Source organism: Caproiciproducens galactitolivorans (assembly GCF_026672255.1).
Classification (GTDB): domain Bacteria; phylum Bacillota; class Clostridia; order Oscillospirales; family Acutalibacteraceae; genus Caproiciproducens; species Caproiciproducens galactitolivorans_A.
The window spans coordinates 113,154-128,255 of sequence record NZ_JAPOHA010000001.1; the positions used below are offsets into that span (position 1 = coordinate 113,154).

15 protein-coding genes are annotated in these 15,102 nt (G+C 50.8%); all 15 read left to right on the plus strand.

The window, feature by feature from the left end:
• Positions 1 to 186: 186 nt before the first annotated feature.
• The 15 genes from OUY18_RS00530 (at position 187) to OUY18_RS00600 (ending at position 15,085) form a co-directional block, all read left to right on the plus strand.
• Positions 187 to 450 carry an HPr family phosphocarrier protein gene (locus tag OUY18_RS00530; RefSeq protein WP_268056753.1) on the plus strand — a complete coding sequence of 88 codons (264 nt, stop codon included), beginning with the start codon at positions 187 to 189 and terminating at the stop codon, positions 448 to 450.
• A gap of 65 nt (positions 451 to 515) precedes the next feature.
• Complete coding sequence (gene uvrC, locus OUY18_RS00535) at positions 516 to 2,372, plus strand: excinuclease ABC subunit UvrC (RefSeq protein ID WP_268056754.1); 1,857 nt, start codon at positions 516 to 518, stop codon at positions 2,370 to 2,372.
• A 69-nt stretch (positions 2,373 to 2,441) separates the two neighbouring features.
• Positions 2,442 to 2,993 carry a 16S rRNA (guanine(966)-N(2))-methyltransferase RsmD gene (gene rsmD / locus OUY18_RS00540; protein ID WP_268056755.1) on the plus strand — a complete coding sequence of 184 codons (552 nt, stop codon included), beginning with the start codon at positions 2,442 to 2,444 and terminating at the stop codon, positions 2,991 to 2,993.
• Positions 2,990 to 3,487, plus strand: a complete 498-nt coding sequence (coaD, locus tag OUY18_RS00545) for a pantetheine-phosphate adenylyltransferase (protein WP_268056756.1) — start codon at positions 2,990 to 2,992, stop codon at positions 3,485 to 3,487. The genes rsmD and coaD overlap by 4 nt, the downstream gene beginning before the upstream one ends.
• Entirely contained in the window at positions 3,484 to 3,957 is a 474-nt protein-coding gene (locus OUY18_RS00550) for an ATPase (RefSeq protein WP_268056757.1), read from the plus strand. The genes coaD and OUY18_RS00550 overlap by 4 nt, the downstream gene beginning before the upstream one ends.
• A gap of 232 nt (positions 3,958 to 4,189) precedes the next feature.
• Positions 4,190 to 4,609 carry a division/cell wall cluster transcriptional repressor MraZ gene (gene mraZ / locus OUY18_RS00555; protein ID WP_268056758.1) on the plus strand — a complete coding sequence of 140 codons (420 nt, stop codon included), beginning with the start codon at positions 4,190 to 4,192 and terminating at the stop codon, positions 4,607 to 4,609.
• A gap of 13 nt (positions 4,610 to 4,622) precedes the next feature.
• Positions 4,623 to 5,549, plus strand: a complete 927-nt coding sequence (rsmH, locus tag OUY18_RS00560; protein WP_268056759.1) for a 16S rRNA (cytosine(1402)-N(4))-methyltransferase RsmH — start codon at positions 4,623 to 4,625, stop codon at positions 5,547 to 5,549.
• A gap of 31 nt (positions 5,550 to 5,580) precedes the next feature.
• Entirely contained in the window at positions 5,581 to 6,078 is a 498-nt protein-coding gene (locus OUY18_RS00565) for a hypothetical protein (RefSeq protein WP_268056760.1), read from the plus strand.
• 131 nt (positions 6,079 to 6,209) lie between these two features.
• On the plus strand, positions 6,210 to 8,429 hold the full coding sequence (locus OUY18_RS00570) for a penicillin-binding transpeptidase domain-containing protein (protein WP_268056761.1): 2,220 nt from the start codon (positions 6,210 to 6,212) through the stop codon (positions 8,427 to 8,429).
• Between the two features lie 26 nt (positions 8,430 to 8,455).
• On the plus strand, positions 8,456 to 8,959 hold the full coding sequence (locus OUY18_RS00575) for a hypothetical protein (RefSeq protein ID WP_268056762.1): 504 nt from the start codon (positions 8,456 to 8,458) through the stop codon (positions 8,957 to 8,959).
• Between the two features lie 85 nt (positions 8,960 to 9,044).
• The gene (gene mraY / locus OUY18_RS00580; protein ID WP_268056763.1) at positions 9,045 to 10,052 is read left to right on the plus strand and encodes a phospho-N-acetylmuramoyl-pentapeptide-transferase; all 1,008 of its coding nucleotides are present in this window, start codon (positions 9,045 to 9,047) and stop codon (positions 10,050 to 10,052) included.
• Positions 10,053 to 10,371: 319 nt separating this feature from the next.
• Positions 10,372 to 11,592 (plus strand): FtsW/RodA/SpoVE family cell cycle protein, encoded by a 1,221-nt coding sequence (locus OUY18_RS00585; RefSeq protein WP_268056764.1) that lies wholly within the window; start codon positions 10,372 to 10,374, stop codon positions 11,590 to 11,592.
• Between the two features lie 75 nt (positions 11,593 to 11,667).
• Positions 11,668 to 12,789, plus strand: coding sequence for an undecaprenyldiphospho-muramoylpentapeptide beta-N-acetylglucosaminyltransferase (gene murG, locus OUY18_RS00590; RefSeq protein WP_268056765.1), 1,122 nt, complete (start codon positions 11,668 to 11,670; stop codon positions 12,787 to 12,789).
• A gap of 64 nt (positions 12,790 to 12,853) precedes the next feature.
• Complete coding sequence (gene murA / locus OUY18_RS00595) at positions 12,854 to 14,107, plus strand: UDP-N-acetylglucosamine 1-carboxyvinyltransferase (protein WP_268056766.1); 1,254 nt, start codon at positions 12,854 to 12,856, stop codon at positions 14,105 to 14,107.
• Between the two features lie 48 nt (positions 14,108 to 14,155).
• Positions 14,156 to 15,085, plus strand: coding sequence for a cell division protein FtsQ/DivIB (locus tag OUY18_RS00600; RefSeq protein ID WP_268056767.1), 930 nt, complete (start codon positions 14,156 to 14,158; stop codon positions 15,083 to 15,085).
• Positions 15,086 to 15,102: the final 17 nt, after the last annotated feature.

Below are 15,102 nucleotides of genomic sequence, written 5' to 3' on the forward strand. Positions count from 1 at the left end.
AAAGTTTTCAACAATTACGGCAAATTGCACAAATTGAAACCAAATAGAAACCTCCCTATTCAGTCATCAATCCAAAGTTTTTTTATTTTGTTGACGGTTAACCGAATTGTGCTATAATAACCTTGAATCTTGAAATTAACTAATTAATGATTTGCGGAATTGATTTCCTGTTAGGAGTGAATAGTAATGTGTGTTAAAGAAGTTCTGGTTCAGAATCAGGTGGGGCTTCATGCCCGTCCGGCGACTTTCTTTATCCAAAAAGCAAATGAATTCAAATCCTCTATTTGGGTTGAAAAAGAAGAAAGACGTGTAAATGCAAAAAGTTTACTGGGCGTATTGTCTCTTGGAATCGTTGGCGGAACCACCATCCGGATTATTGCAGATGGTGCGGACGAAGAAGAAGCCGTAAAAAGCCTTGTAGAATTGGTTCAGTCCGGTTTCACCGAGTAATTTTTCCGACGAATAGCACCGCTTAGTCAGCGGTGCTTTTTTTGTATTGTTTCAAGGAGAATGCAATGACCGACCACGAAAAACATATTAAAGAACTGCGCAGCCGCGCCATGCGCCTTCCCCTGAATCCGGGCGTCTATATTATGCACGACAAAACCGGGAAGATTATTTATATCGGCAAGGCAAAGGCGCTTAAAAACCGTGTGAGCCAGTACTTCGGCTCGGAAAAAAACCATGACGACAAGGTACGCCGCATGGTTGCAAACGTCGATTTTTTTGAATATATCCTTACCGACAGCGAGTTTGAAGCCCTTGTGCTGGAGTGCAGCCTGATTAAGCAGCACACGCCGAAATACAATATTCTTTTGAAGGACGATAAAGGATACCATTATATTAAGGTAACCGCCGGCCCGTGGCCCAGGATATCGGAAGCGAAGCAGATTGCCGACGACGGCGCGAATTATATTGGCCCCTATGTCAGCTCCTGGGCGACAAAGCAGTCCGTTGACGAAGCGCTGAAAATTTTTAAACTGCCGACCTGTACGCGGAAATTCCCGCAGGACATCGGCAAGGCAAGGCCGTGCCTGAATTATTATATCAAGCAGTGCTGCGCGCCGTGCCGGGGAAAAATTTCCGAATCGGAGTACAATGAAAGCGTTGAAGAAGCAATCGGTTTCCTGCGCGGCGGCAGCGCACAGTGCGTGCGTCAGCTTACCCGGAAAATGGAAGAGGCTTCCGAAGCGCTGGAATTTGAACGCGCGGCAAGAATCCGTGACCGTCTCGCGGCGATTAAACGGATGGGTGACCGCCAGAAGGTGGTTGCGGCCCGCGTGCCGGAGCAGGACGTTATCGCGCTGGCGCAGGGAGCGGGGACGAGCTGCTTTGAGGTTTTCCGCTTTTTGAACGGGCGCCTCTGCGACCGGGAAACCTTTTTAATGGGGGAAACGGGAAACCCGAAAACCGCCCGCGGGGAATTCATCGAACGCTATTATTCCATGCGGGATCGGATTCCGCCGCGTATCTGCCTGGACGGAGCGGCGGAAGGCAGCGAGCTTTTGGGAGACTGGCTTTCGCAGAAAGCGGGCAGGAAGGTGGTTCTGTCCGTACCGCAGAAAGGCGAGCAGGCGAAGTTGGTGGAAATGTGCCGCAACAACGCCGCCGAGCAGGTGGCGCAGGCTACGGGGCGCACGGTGCACGAAGCGTCGGCTCTGGATGAGCTGGGCCGTCTGCTTGGCATGGAAAAACCGCCGCTTTATATTGAATCTTATGATATATCAAATCTTGCGGGAAGCGGGAACGTCGCCGGCATGATCGTTTTTGAAAACGGAAGACCTTTAAAATCCGCTTACCGGAAATTTAAAATGAAGACCGTGATCGGGCAGGACGATTACGCGTCCATGCATGAAGTGATGGAACGGCGTATTCGTGAATATTTTGACGCGCAGGGGAAGAATATTTCCGACGGCTTCGGCAGGCTGCCCGATTTAATCCTGCTGGACGGCGGACAGGGTCAGGTCGGCGCGGTGAAACCCGTGCTGGAGGCCGCCGGTCTGAAGGTTCCCCTTTTCGGCATGGTGAAGGACGATAAACACCGAACGAGGGCAATTGCTTCCGACGGCGGCGAAATCGCCATTCATTCCAACCGGAAGGCCTTTACGCTGGTTTCCTCCATTCAGGAGGAGGTTCACCGGTTTGCGATCGGGTATCACCGCCAGACCCGTAAAAAAGCCACGATATCGTCCACGCTGACTTCGATTGAAGGGGTCGGCACATCCCGGGCGAAGGCGCTTTTAAAGCATTTCAAAACGATTGCCGCCATAAAAAACGCAGACCTGGAAGAGCTTTGCGCAGCGCCGGGTATGACGAAGCCGGCCGCCCAAAACGTGTACGATTATTTCCATGCGCAGGAGGAAAAAAGTTGACACGGCGGCGGTGAAATGGGATAATATCGGGTATAAGGTTCGAATTTGCAGTTTAAGGAGTTTTCATAAATGAGAGTAATAACCGGACTGGCGCGCGGAAAACGGCTGACCACGCCGGAAGGCGAAGACATCCGGCCCACACCGGAAAGAGTGAAGGAAGCATTGTTCAGCGCCATACAGTTTCAGATTGAAGGACGGCGGGTCCTGGATCTTTTTGCGGGAACCGGCCAGCTTGGCATTGAGGCGCTGAGCCGCAGAGCGAGGGAAGCGGTCTTTGTGGATGCGAGTAAGAATTCCCTTGCCGTAGTGCAGAAAAATCTTGAAAGTACGGGGCTCAGTGAAAACGCCCGCGTTAAGAATATGGATTTCGCCTCGTTTTTCATGCAGAGCGGAGAACCTTTTGACTTAGCGTTCCTCGACCCGCCGTACCGTACCGGCCTTTTGCAGCGCGCGCTGCCGATGACCGCCGAGCGGATGAACAAGGGCGGAACCATTATCTGCGAGAATCCTTGCGATGACGACATACCCGAAACGGCAGGAGAATTTGTTCGGGACCGAAGCTACCGCTATGGAAAAATCCAGATAACATTCTACAGACATAAGGACGTGACCTCAGAATGAAAATTGCAATTTGCCCGGGCAGCTTCGACCCGGTTACATTAGGCCATTTGGATATTATCAATCGGGCGCGTAAAGTGTTTGATAAGACCATTGTCGCAGTTCTGGTGAATCCCGAAAAACATACCATGTTCACGGTGGACGAGCGTATTGAGCTTTTAAAAAAATGCACCGCGGGTATGGACGATGTCGAAGTTGTCGGTTTTGAAGGCCTTTTGGCCGATTACGCGAGGGAACGCGGCGTAACGGCGATTGTGAAGGGCCTGCGGGCATTGTCAGACTTTGAGTATGAATTTCAGCAGGCGCTGACGAATAAGAAACTGAATCCGAATCTGGAAACCATGTTCTTAACGACAAGCTCGGAAAACATGTTTTTAAGTTCCAGCATTGTAAAGCAGATTGCGCGTTTCGGCGGCGACATTTCCAACTTCGTGCCGGAATGCATCTTAAAAGATATTAAAAAGCGTATTTATACAGGAGGAGGAAAAAGCGAATGAGTGAGCTAAATACAGAAGAGTTAATTGACGAACTGTATGAAATGGTTGAAAAAGCCTGGAGCCTTCCGCTCAGCCACGGACGCGCGGTTCTGGACGGGGAAGAAGTAAAGCAGATCCTTGATGAAATCCGCAGCAGTCTTCCTCAGGAAATCCGCCAGGCACGGGCAATCTGCACGGACCGTGCCCAGATCATCGCCGACGCGAAGCGCGAGGCGGAGACCGTTGTCCGCGTTGCGGAAGAACGGGCCAAGGCAATGGTGAATCAGGATGAAATCGTAAAGCAGGCGCAGCAGAAAGCAAACGATATGCTGAGTCAGGCGCAGGCGAAGTTCCGCGAAATGCGGAAAGCCTCCAATGATTACATAGACGATTTAATGAAGCGTACGGACGACGGCCTTGCCGCCAATCTGGCGGAGCTTCGCCAGACACGTCAGAATATAAAAGCGTCCCAGAGGTCCGGGCAAAATTAAAATTTTTGTCGAATTTTAAAAAATGCACCACAAGATATTGTGGTGCATTTTTTGTTTCTTCCAGATAAGTAAAAGTATGAAAAATCAAGGGAATTTGGTAATAATAATCAAAAAATAATGGTTGCAATTTGTTAATAAATACGTTATAATCAAAAGCACAAGTGGTGAAAGGTGGGGACAAGTAGCACAATGTGGTTGGCATGTTGCGCTTTTGCTCTATAAGTGGCTTGCTATGTTGATCGGTGAGTACCAACATAATATTGACACAAAAGGCCGTGTAATTGTTCCGGTCAGATTCCGTGAGGATCTGGGCGATCATTTTTATATCACAAAGGGACTGGATGGCTGCCTTTTTGTTCTTTCACAGGAAGAGTGGGCAAGGCTTCAGGATAAGGTAAAAGCAATGCCGATATCCAAAGCGCGGGGCCTTCAGCGCTTCTTCTTTTCCGGTGCGGCGGAAGCCGAGCCGGACAAGCAGGGCCGCATCTTAATTCCGCAGGTACTGCGCGACCACGCGCATCTCTCAAAGGATGTAACCTTTATCGGTGCTTCCAGCCGGGCGGAGATTTGGGATACCGGCCGCTGGAACGAATTCAATTCCAATTTAACAGAGGAAAGCATAGCCGAAGCAATGGATATGCTTGATTTATAACAGGCGGTAAAGTATGGAATTTCAACACAAACCGGTACTGTTTGACGAAACGATTGCCAGTTTGGCCATTCGTCCGGACGGTATTTATATTGACGGCACGGCCGGCGGAGGCGGGCATTCCCACGCAATTGCGGAAAAGCTCGCAACCGGAAGGCTTCTGTCCATTGATCAGGACCCGGACGCCATCCGGGCGGTTACCGAAAGACTGAAAAATTATCCGTGTTCTATTGTTTATCAGGCGAATTTTTCCGAGATGGCCAAGGTGGCGGAGAAGCTTCAGCTCGTCCCCGTCGACGGCGTACTTTTGGATATAGGCGTTTCTTCCTACCAGCTCGACAACCCGGAGCGCGGGTTTTCTTACCATAACGACGCGCCGCTGGATATGCGGATGAGCAGGCAGGGCGTTTCCGCCAGGGATTTGGTGAATACCCTTACATGGCAGGAGCTGGCGCAGATCATCAGCCGCTACGGCGAAGATAAAAATGCGCGCGGCATTGCAAAAGGGATCATCAAAGCAAGGGAACAGGAACCGATTGAAACGACGCTGCAGCTGGCGGAAATTATAAAAGCTTCCGTTCCGGCGGCGGTAAGGCGGGAGCCGGGACATCCGGCCCGCAAGACCTTTCAGGCGCTGCGGATTGCGGTTAACGGGGAATTGGACAGGCTGTCGCAGGGACTGGACGCCGCCTTTTCCATTTTAAAGCCGGGCGGGCGTCTGGCCGTTATTACTTTCCATTCGTTAGAAGACCGTATTGTAAAACAGAGAATGGCTTCGTGGTGTACGGGCTGCACGTGCCCGCCGGATTTTCCGGTTTGCGTGTGCGGGAAAAAACCGAAAGCGGAGCTCCTTTATAAAAAGGGTCTGGCGCCGTCGGAGGCGGAATTGGAACAGAATCCGCGCAGCCGAAGCGCAAGACTCCGGGTTTGTATAAAACTGTAAATACGAATATTCAAGACAAGGAAGTGGAAGTATGGCTACACCGAACAGCAATGGTGCTTATGATTTTGCGTTATTTGAGCCAAAACGGCAGCAGGAATCACCGCAGAAAAAAAACAATATCATTGAAATCCCTCAGGAAAAACTGGAACAAAACCGCAGAACAGGAGCAAAACCGTTCCGGGCGGTTTCCTATTTCCTTGCGCTGGCGGTTATGCTTGGAATAGTCGGTACCTATGTTTACGGCCAGGTACAACTCACGGAATTAACCGAAAACCTGAATGCGGCGACAAAAACGCTCAATGAAAGTGAGAGTGTTTATACACAGACGCAGATGAAAGCGGATTCCCAGCTTTCCCTTGAAACAGTGGAAAACTATGCAACCAATAAACTTGGCCTGCAGAAAATAGCGCAGAATCAGGTGGAGCCGATCTCCCTTTCAAAGGGGGATAAGATACAGGTTATCCAGAGCGGAAAAGGGAAAAACTGGCTGTCATCCCTTTGGAACTCCATTCAGCATTTGTTGTCATAAAAAAAATAGTTGATCAATAAGTATTACTACCCGTATTCGAGAGATGTCCGGGTTGGCATGCGATAAGGGAGAGTTGAGAGCGAATCTTAACTCTCATTTTTGTAACACGGCCTAATTTTGGAGGAAAGAAAATGGCAAAAGGCACGACAATAAGAATGTGGCGCCGCACGGTTTTTGTGCTGCTGGCTCTGATCGTAGTCGGTTTCGGCGCAATTATATTCAGCTTGGCCAAACTGCAGCTTGTGGAAGGGTCCAGTTTGCAGACGCGCGCGGTTGACCAGCAGCTGAAAGACACTTCGTTCAGCGCCCAGCGCGGAACGATTTATGACTGCAACATGAAGCCGCTTGCCGAAAGCGCCAGCGTGTGGAAGGTTGTGCTGGAACCCGCGTTTATCACGGATAAAAACCGCGAGGTCATTGCAGACGGCCTTTCAAAAATCCTTGGAATGGATAAGAATGAAATCATCAAGCGCAGCATGAAAAAAACTTACTATGACGAACTGAAGCGAAAAGTGGAAACCGATGTAAAAGATCAAATCATTCAGTTTAAGGTAGACCATAAAATCGACAGCGGCATCCGCCTGATCGAAGATTATAAACGGTATTATCCTTACGGCGAATTCGCGGCGCCTGTGCTTGGCTTTACCGGTACGGACAATCAGGGACTGTACGGCCTTGAAAAACAGTACGACAGCTATTTAACCGGCGTGCCGGGGAAACTGGTCACCGCGAAAAACGCAATCGGTACGGATATGCCTTTCCAGTATGAGCAGAAGGTAAACGCCCAGAACGGCGACAGCCTTGTCCTCACAATCGACGAGGTTGTGCAGCATTTCCTCGAAAAGAATATGGCGGAAGGCGTTGTAGAAAACAAGGTCGGAAACCGTGCCTGCGCGATCGTTATGAATGTAAAAACCGGCGCGATTCTCGGAATGGCGGTCAAGGGGGATTTTGACCCGAATAACCCGTTTGCCGTTGCCGATAAAGAGGAAGCCGCCAAAATCGCCGCCATGCCGGAAGGAGACGCGAAAAAGGCCGCGCTGAAAGCCGCGCAGGAAAAGCAGTGGCGAAATAAATCCATCAGCGATACCTATTACCCCGGTTCCGTTTTTAAAATGGTAACGGGTTCTTCCGCCATGGAGGAAGGCGTCGTGAACGAGAGTACCCCGTTTTTCTGCGGCGGGTCCATTAAAGTCGCAGGCCAGACGATCCATTGCTGGCGTTCGCGGGGCCACGGCAGTGAAAACTTTGTGCAAGGCCTGTGCAATTCCTGCAACCCGGTTTTTGTCCAGATAGGGGAAAAACTTGGGCCGCAGAGATTCTTTAAATATTTCTCCGCGTTCGGTTTTACAAGCAAAACGGGCATTGACCTGCCCGGTGAGCCGCTACGGACGATTTACTATACGCCGGATAAATTGAACCCGGTCGAGTTGGCGACCGAGTCGTTCGGCCAGAACTTCAGTATTACCCCGATTCAAATGATTACGGCGATTGCCGCTGTTTCCAACGGCGGCTACCTTGTGCAGCCCCATGTCGTCAGCCAGATATTGGACGAAGACGGGAATATCGTCAAAACAGCGGACACAACACCGAAACGCCAGGTGATTTCGGCGGATACTTCCGCCCGCATGTGCAAAATTTTACAGACGAACGCCACGATCGGTACGGCGAAAAACGGCTATCTGCCGGGCTATCGCATCGGCGGAAAAACAGGAACCTCCCAGAAAATGGACGTTAAGCAAAAAACGGGCGTTATGCAGTATATCGCTTCCTACGGCGGCTTTGCGCCTGCGGACGACCCACAGGTCGCCATGCTGGTGTTTTTCGATGAACCGCACGGAAACAGCTACTACGGCGCCGCCGTAGCAGGGCCTGTATTCGCGAAAACGATGGAGGAAATCCTTCCGTATCTTGGGGTTCAGCGCAAGTATACCGACACGGAATTAGCAAAACTCGACGTGAAAGCGCCGGATGTTGTCGGAAAGACGATCGATGAGGCAAAATCAGCCCTGAGTAAACAGAAGCTTACGCCAAAGATTTACGGCAGCGGGACGAAAATTGTTTCCCAGGTGCCGGAAGCGGGCAAGACTATACCGCAAAACGGCACAATGGTACTGTTTACCGATGAAAAGAGTTCGGATACGACCGTAACGGTTCCGAAGCTGGTTGGACTGTCGCTTCCCGCGGTGAACAAGGCGGCGGCGAACGCCGGGCTGAACATCAGCATTACCGGCGCCGCGCTGACCGGGACGAATCCGGTTTCCAATTCGCAGAGCATTGCCGAGGGAACCAAGGTGCCGCCGGGAACGGTCGTTGTGGTTGGGTTTATCGAGCCGAACCAGGTGGAGTAGGATTTTTCCGGAAAGGGGATGGCTGCATGGAAAACCTTCATTGTATGAAAAAGCGGATTGCTGTAAGTGACAAAAAAGGGAATACTCTTTCCATATTGAATGAAATTCTGGCTTTCTGCGGCCGGGAGAACTACATTGTTCAGTCAGCGGAAGAACCGGCTGCAAAAAATACACAGCCGTCGGTGCTTCTCCTCTGCGATGCAGATTCCCTGAATCAGACTTCCGATTTTATAGCCTGTGTGGCGGAATACGAATTGCTTACAAAGCCCGAGGTGGCGGAGCGAAATCCGATTACATATTCCGTTTCCAGCGACAGTGCGGATTTTACCGCCAGAAATATTCGGAAAACGCCGGACGGCTTTGCGGCGTTTGAAATCATCGGTGTGGGCGTGATCGGCCGTGTGCGGCTTTCCGCAACCACTCTTGAGCCGGTCAGGGATGCCCTTGCCGCTTCCGTAGCGGCGGTCGCCGGGGGAATCCCGTTTGCGGATGTGCTTGATGCTTTAAATAACATTCATTTTGAAAGATAAATGATTGGAAGAATATGATATAATATTACCTAAGTCTGTGCCCAAACGCATGGACAACAATAACAAAAGGTGGAGTTAGAATATTATGAACCTGGTTTGGACTGCTTTGGCGGCCTTGCTCTCTTTCGGGATTACCGCAGTCATCGGAAAGTGGATGGTGCCTTTCCTTCACAAAATCAATTTTGGGCAAACGATTCGTGAGGTAGGCCCCAAGTGGCACAGAAAAAAGAACGGAACACCAACCATGGGCGGCTTTATGTTTATCATCGGGATTACGGTGACGATCGTCATCTGCGTCCCCCTGTATTACACGGTTACAAAACAAGACTCGCTCGCCATGCTGATGCGCACGAAAATATTCGGCGGCTTATTAATGGCAATCGGTTTCGGCGCAGTCGGTTTTTTCGACGATTATATAAAAGTCGTAAAAAAGCGCAACCTTGGCTTAAATGTAAGGCAAAAGCTGGTTTTGCAGTTTTTGATTGCCGCGGCGTACCTTTATTCGCTGTATCTCGCAGGCGGCTCTTCCGTTACGCTGATTCCCTTCTGGGGCAGTGTGAACCTCGGGATCTGGTATTGGATAATCGCGTTCCTCGGCATTGTCGGCATTGTGAACGCCGTGAATTTTACGGACGGAATCGACGGCCTGAACGCGACGGTGACTTTCTTTGTATGTTTATTCTTTATGCTTCTTTCCGGAATGATGGGTGTGAACGGCCTGAGCATTTTTGCGTCGGCGTCGGCCGGCGGCTGCCTCGGCTTTTTAATCTGGAATTTCAATCCGGCGAAAGTATTTATGGGGGATACGGGTTCGCTGTTTCTGGGCGGCATTGTATGCGCGCTGGGCTTCGGCTTGAATATGCCGATTTTGATTTTGCTCCTTGGAATCGTCTATATCTGTGAAATCCTTTCCGTTGTGCTGCAAGTCTCTTACTTTAAAGCGACACACGGCAAAAGGCTGTTTAAAATGAGCCCGATCCATCACCATTTTGAGCTCTGCGGCTGGAGCGAAATAAAAATCTGCCGGGTTTTCGCTCTGGTAACCGTACTGTGTGGAATTTGCTCCGCGTTGCTTGTTTATTACGGATTCTAAACCGGAATATTTTCCACTATATATGTGAAGGATATCCATGTAAAGAACGTTATTGCAGGCTGTCGATAAAGCCGGACGCACAGCGTCTTTGGCCGCTTCCCCCGCGGAATGTTGATGGGCAGCGGTTGCAATTTTCGGTCGCATACAGCAAGTATGCTCCATGATTTGCCGCTCTTACACCTTCCTGCACGATTTCCCGGCACCTGGCAAGTTACGCTCATATTGCTTGTCGATTTCCATTATTTCTGACAAAATATTTCGTATACTTATGTTTCAATTGGATTGATACTTACCCTGATGGACAGAAAGGGGGACAAAAATGACAGGAACCAAACCAAAAAACAATACGGCCCCCCGCCAGCAAAAACAAAAGGAACAAACAGAAAAACCCAAGGGAATCCGAAAAAAATTCCGGGTCTTTTCCGCGCGCTCCGGTTTGGATATGCCTTTCCTGTTTTTGGTCTTAACGCTTTTGATTATCGGTTTGATCATGCTGTTTTCGGCGAGCTTTGCAAACGCCCTTTACCGTCACGGAAGCAGCTATTTCTTTATCAGCCGTCAGGCGTTCTTTGCGGTTCTCGGGGTTGCGGCCATGATCGCTATTTCCTATTTTGATTATCACCATCTGCATAAGTTCGCGATTCCCATCCTTCTTTTTTCCTATATGCTGCTGGCGATTGTGCTGTTTATGAAACCGATCAGCGGCGTGCACCGCTGGATCAGCCTTGGGCCGCTCGGCCAGTTTCAGCCGTCCGAGCTTGCCAAATTTGCGCTGATTCTGGTGTTTTCGCATTTAATTTCCCTGAACTTCAAGCGGATGGATACTTTTCGGTACGGCGTTTTGCCGTACATACTCATTTTGGGTTCCATGACCGGCCTGATGGTGCTGGAGCCGCATGTTTCGGCTACCGTCATCTGCGTGCTGCTCGCGGCCGTTATGCTGTTTATCGGCGGCGTCCGTCTTCGCTGGTTCGGCCTTGCGTTCGGCGGCGCGGGGGCGGTCGTTGCGTACCTTGTTCTGTTTACAAAAAAATTCAGCTACGCCAATGACCGTATTATTGCCTGGCTCGACCCGTTTTCCAATGCGAGCAAGGCGATTATGGAAGACACCTGGCAGACCCGCCAGTCGCTTTACGCCATCGGCTCCGGCGGATTACTCGGCCTTGGGCTGGGACAGTCCCGGCAGAAATATCTGTACCTGCCCGAGCCGCAGAACGATTTTATTTTTGCCATTGTCTGCGAGGAACTGGGATTCATCGGCGCGCTGATTATCATCATTCTTTTCGCAATGCTTGTCTGGCGCGGAATCAGCATTTCCCTTAAGGCAAAGGATAAGTTCGGTATGCTTCTTGGAATCGGCCTGGTGGTACAGGTTGGATTGCAGGTCGTTTTAAATATCGCCGTTGTGACGAATACCATTCCGAATACCGGAATCAGCCTGCCGTTTTTCAGTTACGGGGGTACCTCGCTGGTTCTGCTGCTGGCAGAAATGGGCGTAGTGCTTTCCATCTCACGAACGTCGGCGATTGAAAAGACTTAGCTCCGTTTAAAGCCTTCATTTTTTTATTTATGAAACAAGGCCGGACGGCGGAATGACAAAGGGGACTTATTTATCATGAGAATTTTATTTGCAGGCGGCGGCACGGCGGGCCATATTAACCCGGCGCTTGCCATAGCCGGCTATGTGCGCGAAAAGGAACCGGATGTAAAAATCCTTTATATCGGGGCAAAAGGCGGTATGGAGGAACGCTTGGTTCCCGCCGCGGGTTTCGATTTTAAAAGCATTACCATTTCCGGCTTCCAGCGTAAGCTCAGCCTGAAAAATGTGAAAAGAAATATCGAAACGGTTGTCCATATTTTTACTTCCAGCCGGGAAGCGCGCAACATTATCCGCGATTTTCAGCCGGATATCTGTGTAGGAACAGGCGGCTATGTTGCCGGGCCGGTTCTCCGAGAAGCAATGAAAATGAAAATACCGGCCATTATTCATGAACAAAATGCCTATCCGGGCATTACCAATAAAATGCTTTCGAAGCACGCGGATAAAACCATGCTTGCCGTTGCGGACGCGCAGAAATTCCTCGACCCGGCGGCGAAATGCGTTTTAACCGGAAATCCGGTGCGACAGGCGGTTATCCGCGCGGACCGCGCCGCATCCCGCAAGGCGCTCGGTCTGGACAGCCGGCCGCTGATCCTGTCGTTTGGCGGGAGCCAGGGGGCGCGGAAGATCAACGAGGCGGTTGCCGAGCTGCTGGTAAAAGGCGCCAAGTCCGACCGCTTCCAGCATATTCACGGATACGGCCAGTGGGGCGGCTGGTTCCCCGATTTACTGAAGGAAAAGGGCCTGAACCTTTCGGAGCACCCCAATATGGATATCCGGGAATATATTCACAATATGCCGGAATGCTTGGCCGCGGCCGATCTCGTTATCTGCCGTGCAGGCGCGATCACGCTGAGCGAGCTGCAGGCGCAGGGGAAGGCTTCGATTTTAATTCCTTCGCCCAACGTAGCGGAGAATCATCAGTACCACAACGCCATGGCAATGGTGGACCGCCATGCCGCGGCGATTCTGGAGGAAAAAGATCTGACGGGAGCATCCCTCTGCAAATTGGTCGACGACCTTTTCAAAGATCCGGATATGATTTCGTCACTCGGGAAAAACGCCCGCTCCATGGCGATTCTGGACGCCAACCAGCGGATTTATCGAATCATCAAAGAGGTATTGGCCGGGATCTGACAAAGCAATCACCGCAACGCCGAAAGCCGCATAGTATGTCATTAGACTATGTGGGGGTGTTGCTATGTCAGAGCTTTTTATACAGGGACCAAACAAACTCTCAGGGGAAATTTGCATTCACGGTGCAAAAAACAGCACATTACCGCTTATGGCGGCTTCCTTGCTCTGTGACAGCGGGTGCATACTACATAATTGTCCTGTTTTGTCGGATGTTGACACATCTTTAAAGATTCTGCGTTATTTAGGGTGCGGGGTTCAGCGCTCGGGAAGCGATGTCGCAATTGATCCCTCGAGCGCGGATCATTATGAAATCCCGGACAGCCTGATGCGCGAAATGCGCTCTTCCATTATTTTTTTGGGCGCAATCGTAAGCCGCATGGGCAAGGCCGAGCTTTCCTTCCCCGGGGGGTGCGAACTGGGGCCGCGGCCGATCGATCTTCATCTTCTGGCTTTAAGGAAGATGGGGGTAATCATTGAAGAAGACCACGGGTGCCTGAAATGCAGCGCGCCGGACGGCGTGAAGGCTGCCTGCATCAATCTTTCCTTCCCCAGCGTGGGCGCGACGGAAAACATTATAATTGCCGCCTGCCGCGCAAAGGGAACCACCGTAATCACCAACGCCGCGCGGGAACCAGAAATCTGGGATTTGGCGGATTTCCTCAACGCATGCGGCGCGAAAATCTATGGGGCGGGCGAAAGCACCGTTGTCATAGAGGGTGTAAAATCGCTGAGCGGCTGCGAACACAGCGTAATACCGGACCGTATCGCCGCTTCAACCTTTTTGACTGCCGCCGCGATAACCGGCAGCACGCTTACGGTATCAAAAATCATTCCGGAGCACATCGCGCCGATCATTCCGATCCTTGAGGAATGCGGCTGTCGTTTTGATGTCAATAAAAACAGTATAAAAATTACATCACCCAAACGGCTCGGAAGAGTCAAGAGTGTCCGTACGATGCCTTATCCCGGATTTCCCACGGATGCGCAGGCGCCGGTTATGGCGATGACTACGCTGTCGGACGGAACGAGTATCTTTGTAGAAACGATCTTTGAAAGCCGGTATAAACATGTCGGCGAGCTGCTGCGCCTGGGGGCCAATATCAAAGTCGAGGGGCGCGTAGCGATTGTGGAAGGAGTCAGCCGCCTTTCCGGAGCACCGGTGGAAGCGGCCGATCTGCGCGGAGGCGCCGCCCTTGTGGTTGCAGGGCTTGCGGCGCAGGGAGTAACACAGATCAGCGGTTTAAAGCATCTGGATCGCGGATATGAAAGTTTGGAAAAGAGTTTGGCTTCGCTGGGCGCAGATATTAAAAGAATCTAGGCGCTTTTTATTTTTTAACGGGGCCTGAACGTCACCGGAGGAATTTCAATGAACAGGAAGGAAAATAGCAGGAGGGATCCGACGCCGCGCGTATACGATAAAAAAAGCGGCGAATATCGCCCTGTGGCCGGCCGGCAGGAACAAAACGCCCCCGGCCGTAAAAAGTATGCTACACCGCAGCGCCGGTCGGAAATTCGGAGACGGCGAAGGCGCAGGTTCCTTCTGGTTTTCTATATTCTGCTGTTTCTGGCGGTTACCGTGGGAGCGGTGGTGGTTTCCTTAACCGTCCTGTTTAAAATCGATACCATTGAAGTGGCGGGGACTTCCCGTTATCCGGCCGACGTCATTATAAAAACCGGAGGAATCAGCAAGGGAGAAAATCTTTTTCTTGCCGATACCGGAAAAGCCAGCGCCGCAATACAGCAAAAGCTTCCCTATATCGGAACCGCAAAAGTTTCCCGCGGGCTGCCCGCGAAGATTAAAATCGAGGTTGCCGAAGTACCGGTATCCGGCGCGGTGGAGGATAAAGGAAAATACATCGTGATTGGAACGAACGGAAAAGTACTTGAGCTTGCCGGCGAACTTCCCAAAAACTGCCCTGTGATTAAGGGGCTTTCGCTGGCAAAAGCGGAAGTGGGCAAAACGATGGTCTATAAAGATACCTCCCAGAAGGAAACCTTTGAAAGTCTGACGGCGGCGATCAATACTAATAAATTAGGAAAAATTACGGAGATCGACCTGAGGAATCCTTCGAAGATTCAAATCCTCTATGATTCCCGTATTCTGATGAATCTGGGTCTGCCGTCCGATTTTGATTATAAAATACGATTTGCCAAAACCATTTTGGATGAAGGCGGAATTAAAGAGAATGAACAGGGCGTTCTGAATCTTTCCGTCGCTGCAGAGGATAACAAAACCTTTTTTGATCCGTCCCATACGGTTTCCTCAGCGCCTTCCAGCCAGAGTTCTTCAAAATAGTTCGCTTATTTCTCATT

Coding starts and splice junctions, on each gene's coding strand:
- OUY18_RS00530 (WP_268056753.1), top strand. CDS start 187: ATGTGTGTTAAAGAAGTTCTGGTTCAGAATCAGGTGGGGCTTCATGCC.
- uvrC (WP_268056754.1), top strand. CDS start 516: ATGACCGACCACGAAAAACATATTAAAGAACTGCGCAGCCGCGCCATG.
- rsmD (WP_268056755.1), top strand. CDS start 2,442: ATGAGAGTAATAACCGGACTGGCGCGCGGAAAACGGCTGACCACGCCG.
- coaD (WP_268056756.1), top strand. CDS start 2,990: ATGAAAATTGCAATTTGCCCGGGCAGCTTCGACCCGGTTACATTAGGC.
- OUY18_RS00550 (WP_268056757.1), top strand. CDS start 3,484: ATGAGTGAGCTAAATACAGAAGAGTTAATTGACGAACTGTATGAAATG.
- mraZ (WP_268056758.1), top strand. CDS start 4,190: ATGTTGATCGGTGAGTACCAACATAATATTGACACAAAAGGCCGTGTA.
- rsmH (WP_268056759.1), top strand. CDS start 4,623: ATGGAATTTCAACACAAACCGGTACTGTTTGACGAAACGATTGCCAGT.
- OUY18_RS00565 (WP_268056760.1), top strand. CDS start 5,581: ATGGCTACACCGAACAGCAATGGTGCTTATGATTTTGCGTTATTTGAG.
- OUY18_RS00570 (WP_268056761.1), top strand. CDS start 6,210: ATGGCAAAAGGCACGACAATAAGAATGTGGCGCCGCACGGTTTTTGTG.
- OUY18_RS00575 (WP_268056762.1), top strand. CDS start 8,456: ATGGAAAACCTTCATTGTATGAAAAAGCGGATTGCTGTAAGTGACAAA.
- mraY (WP_268056763.1), top strand. CDS start 9,045: ATGAACCTGGTTTGGACTGCTTTGGCGGCCTTGCTCTCTTTCGGGATT.
- OUY18_RS00585 (WP_268056764.1), top strand. CDS start 10,372: ATGACAGGAACCAAACCAAAAAACAATACGGCCCCCCGCCAGCAAAAA.
- murG (WP_268056765.1), top strand. CDS start 11,668: ATGAGAATTTTATTTGCAGGCGGCGGCACGGCGGGCCATATTAACCCG.
- murA (WP_268056766.1), top strand. CDS start 12,854: ATGTCAGAGCTTTTTATACAGGGACCAAACAAACTCTCAGGGGAAATT.
- OUY18_RS00600 (WP_268056767.1), top strand. CDS start 14,156: ATGAACAGGAAGGAAAATAGCAGGAGGGATCCGACGCCGCGCGTATAC.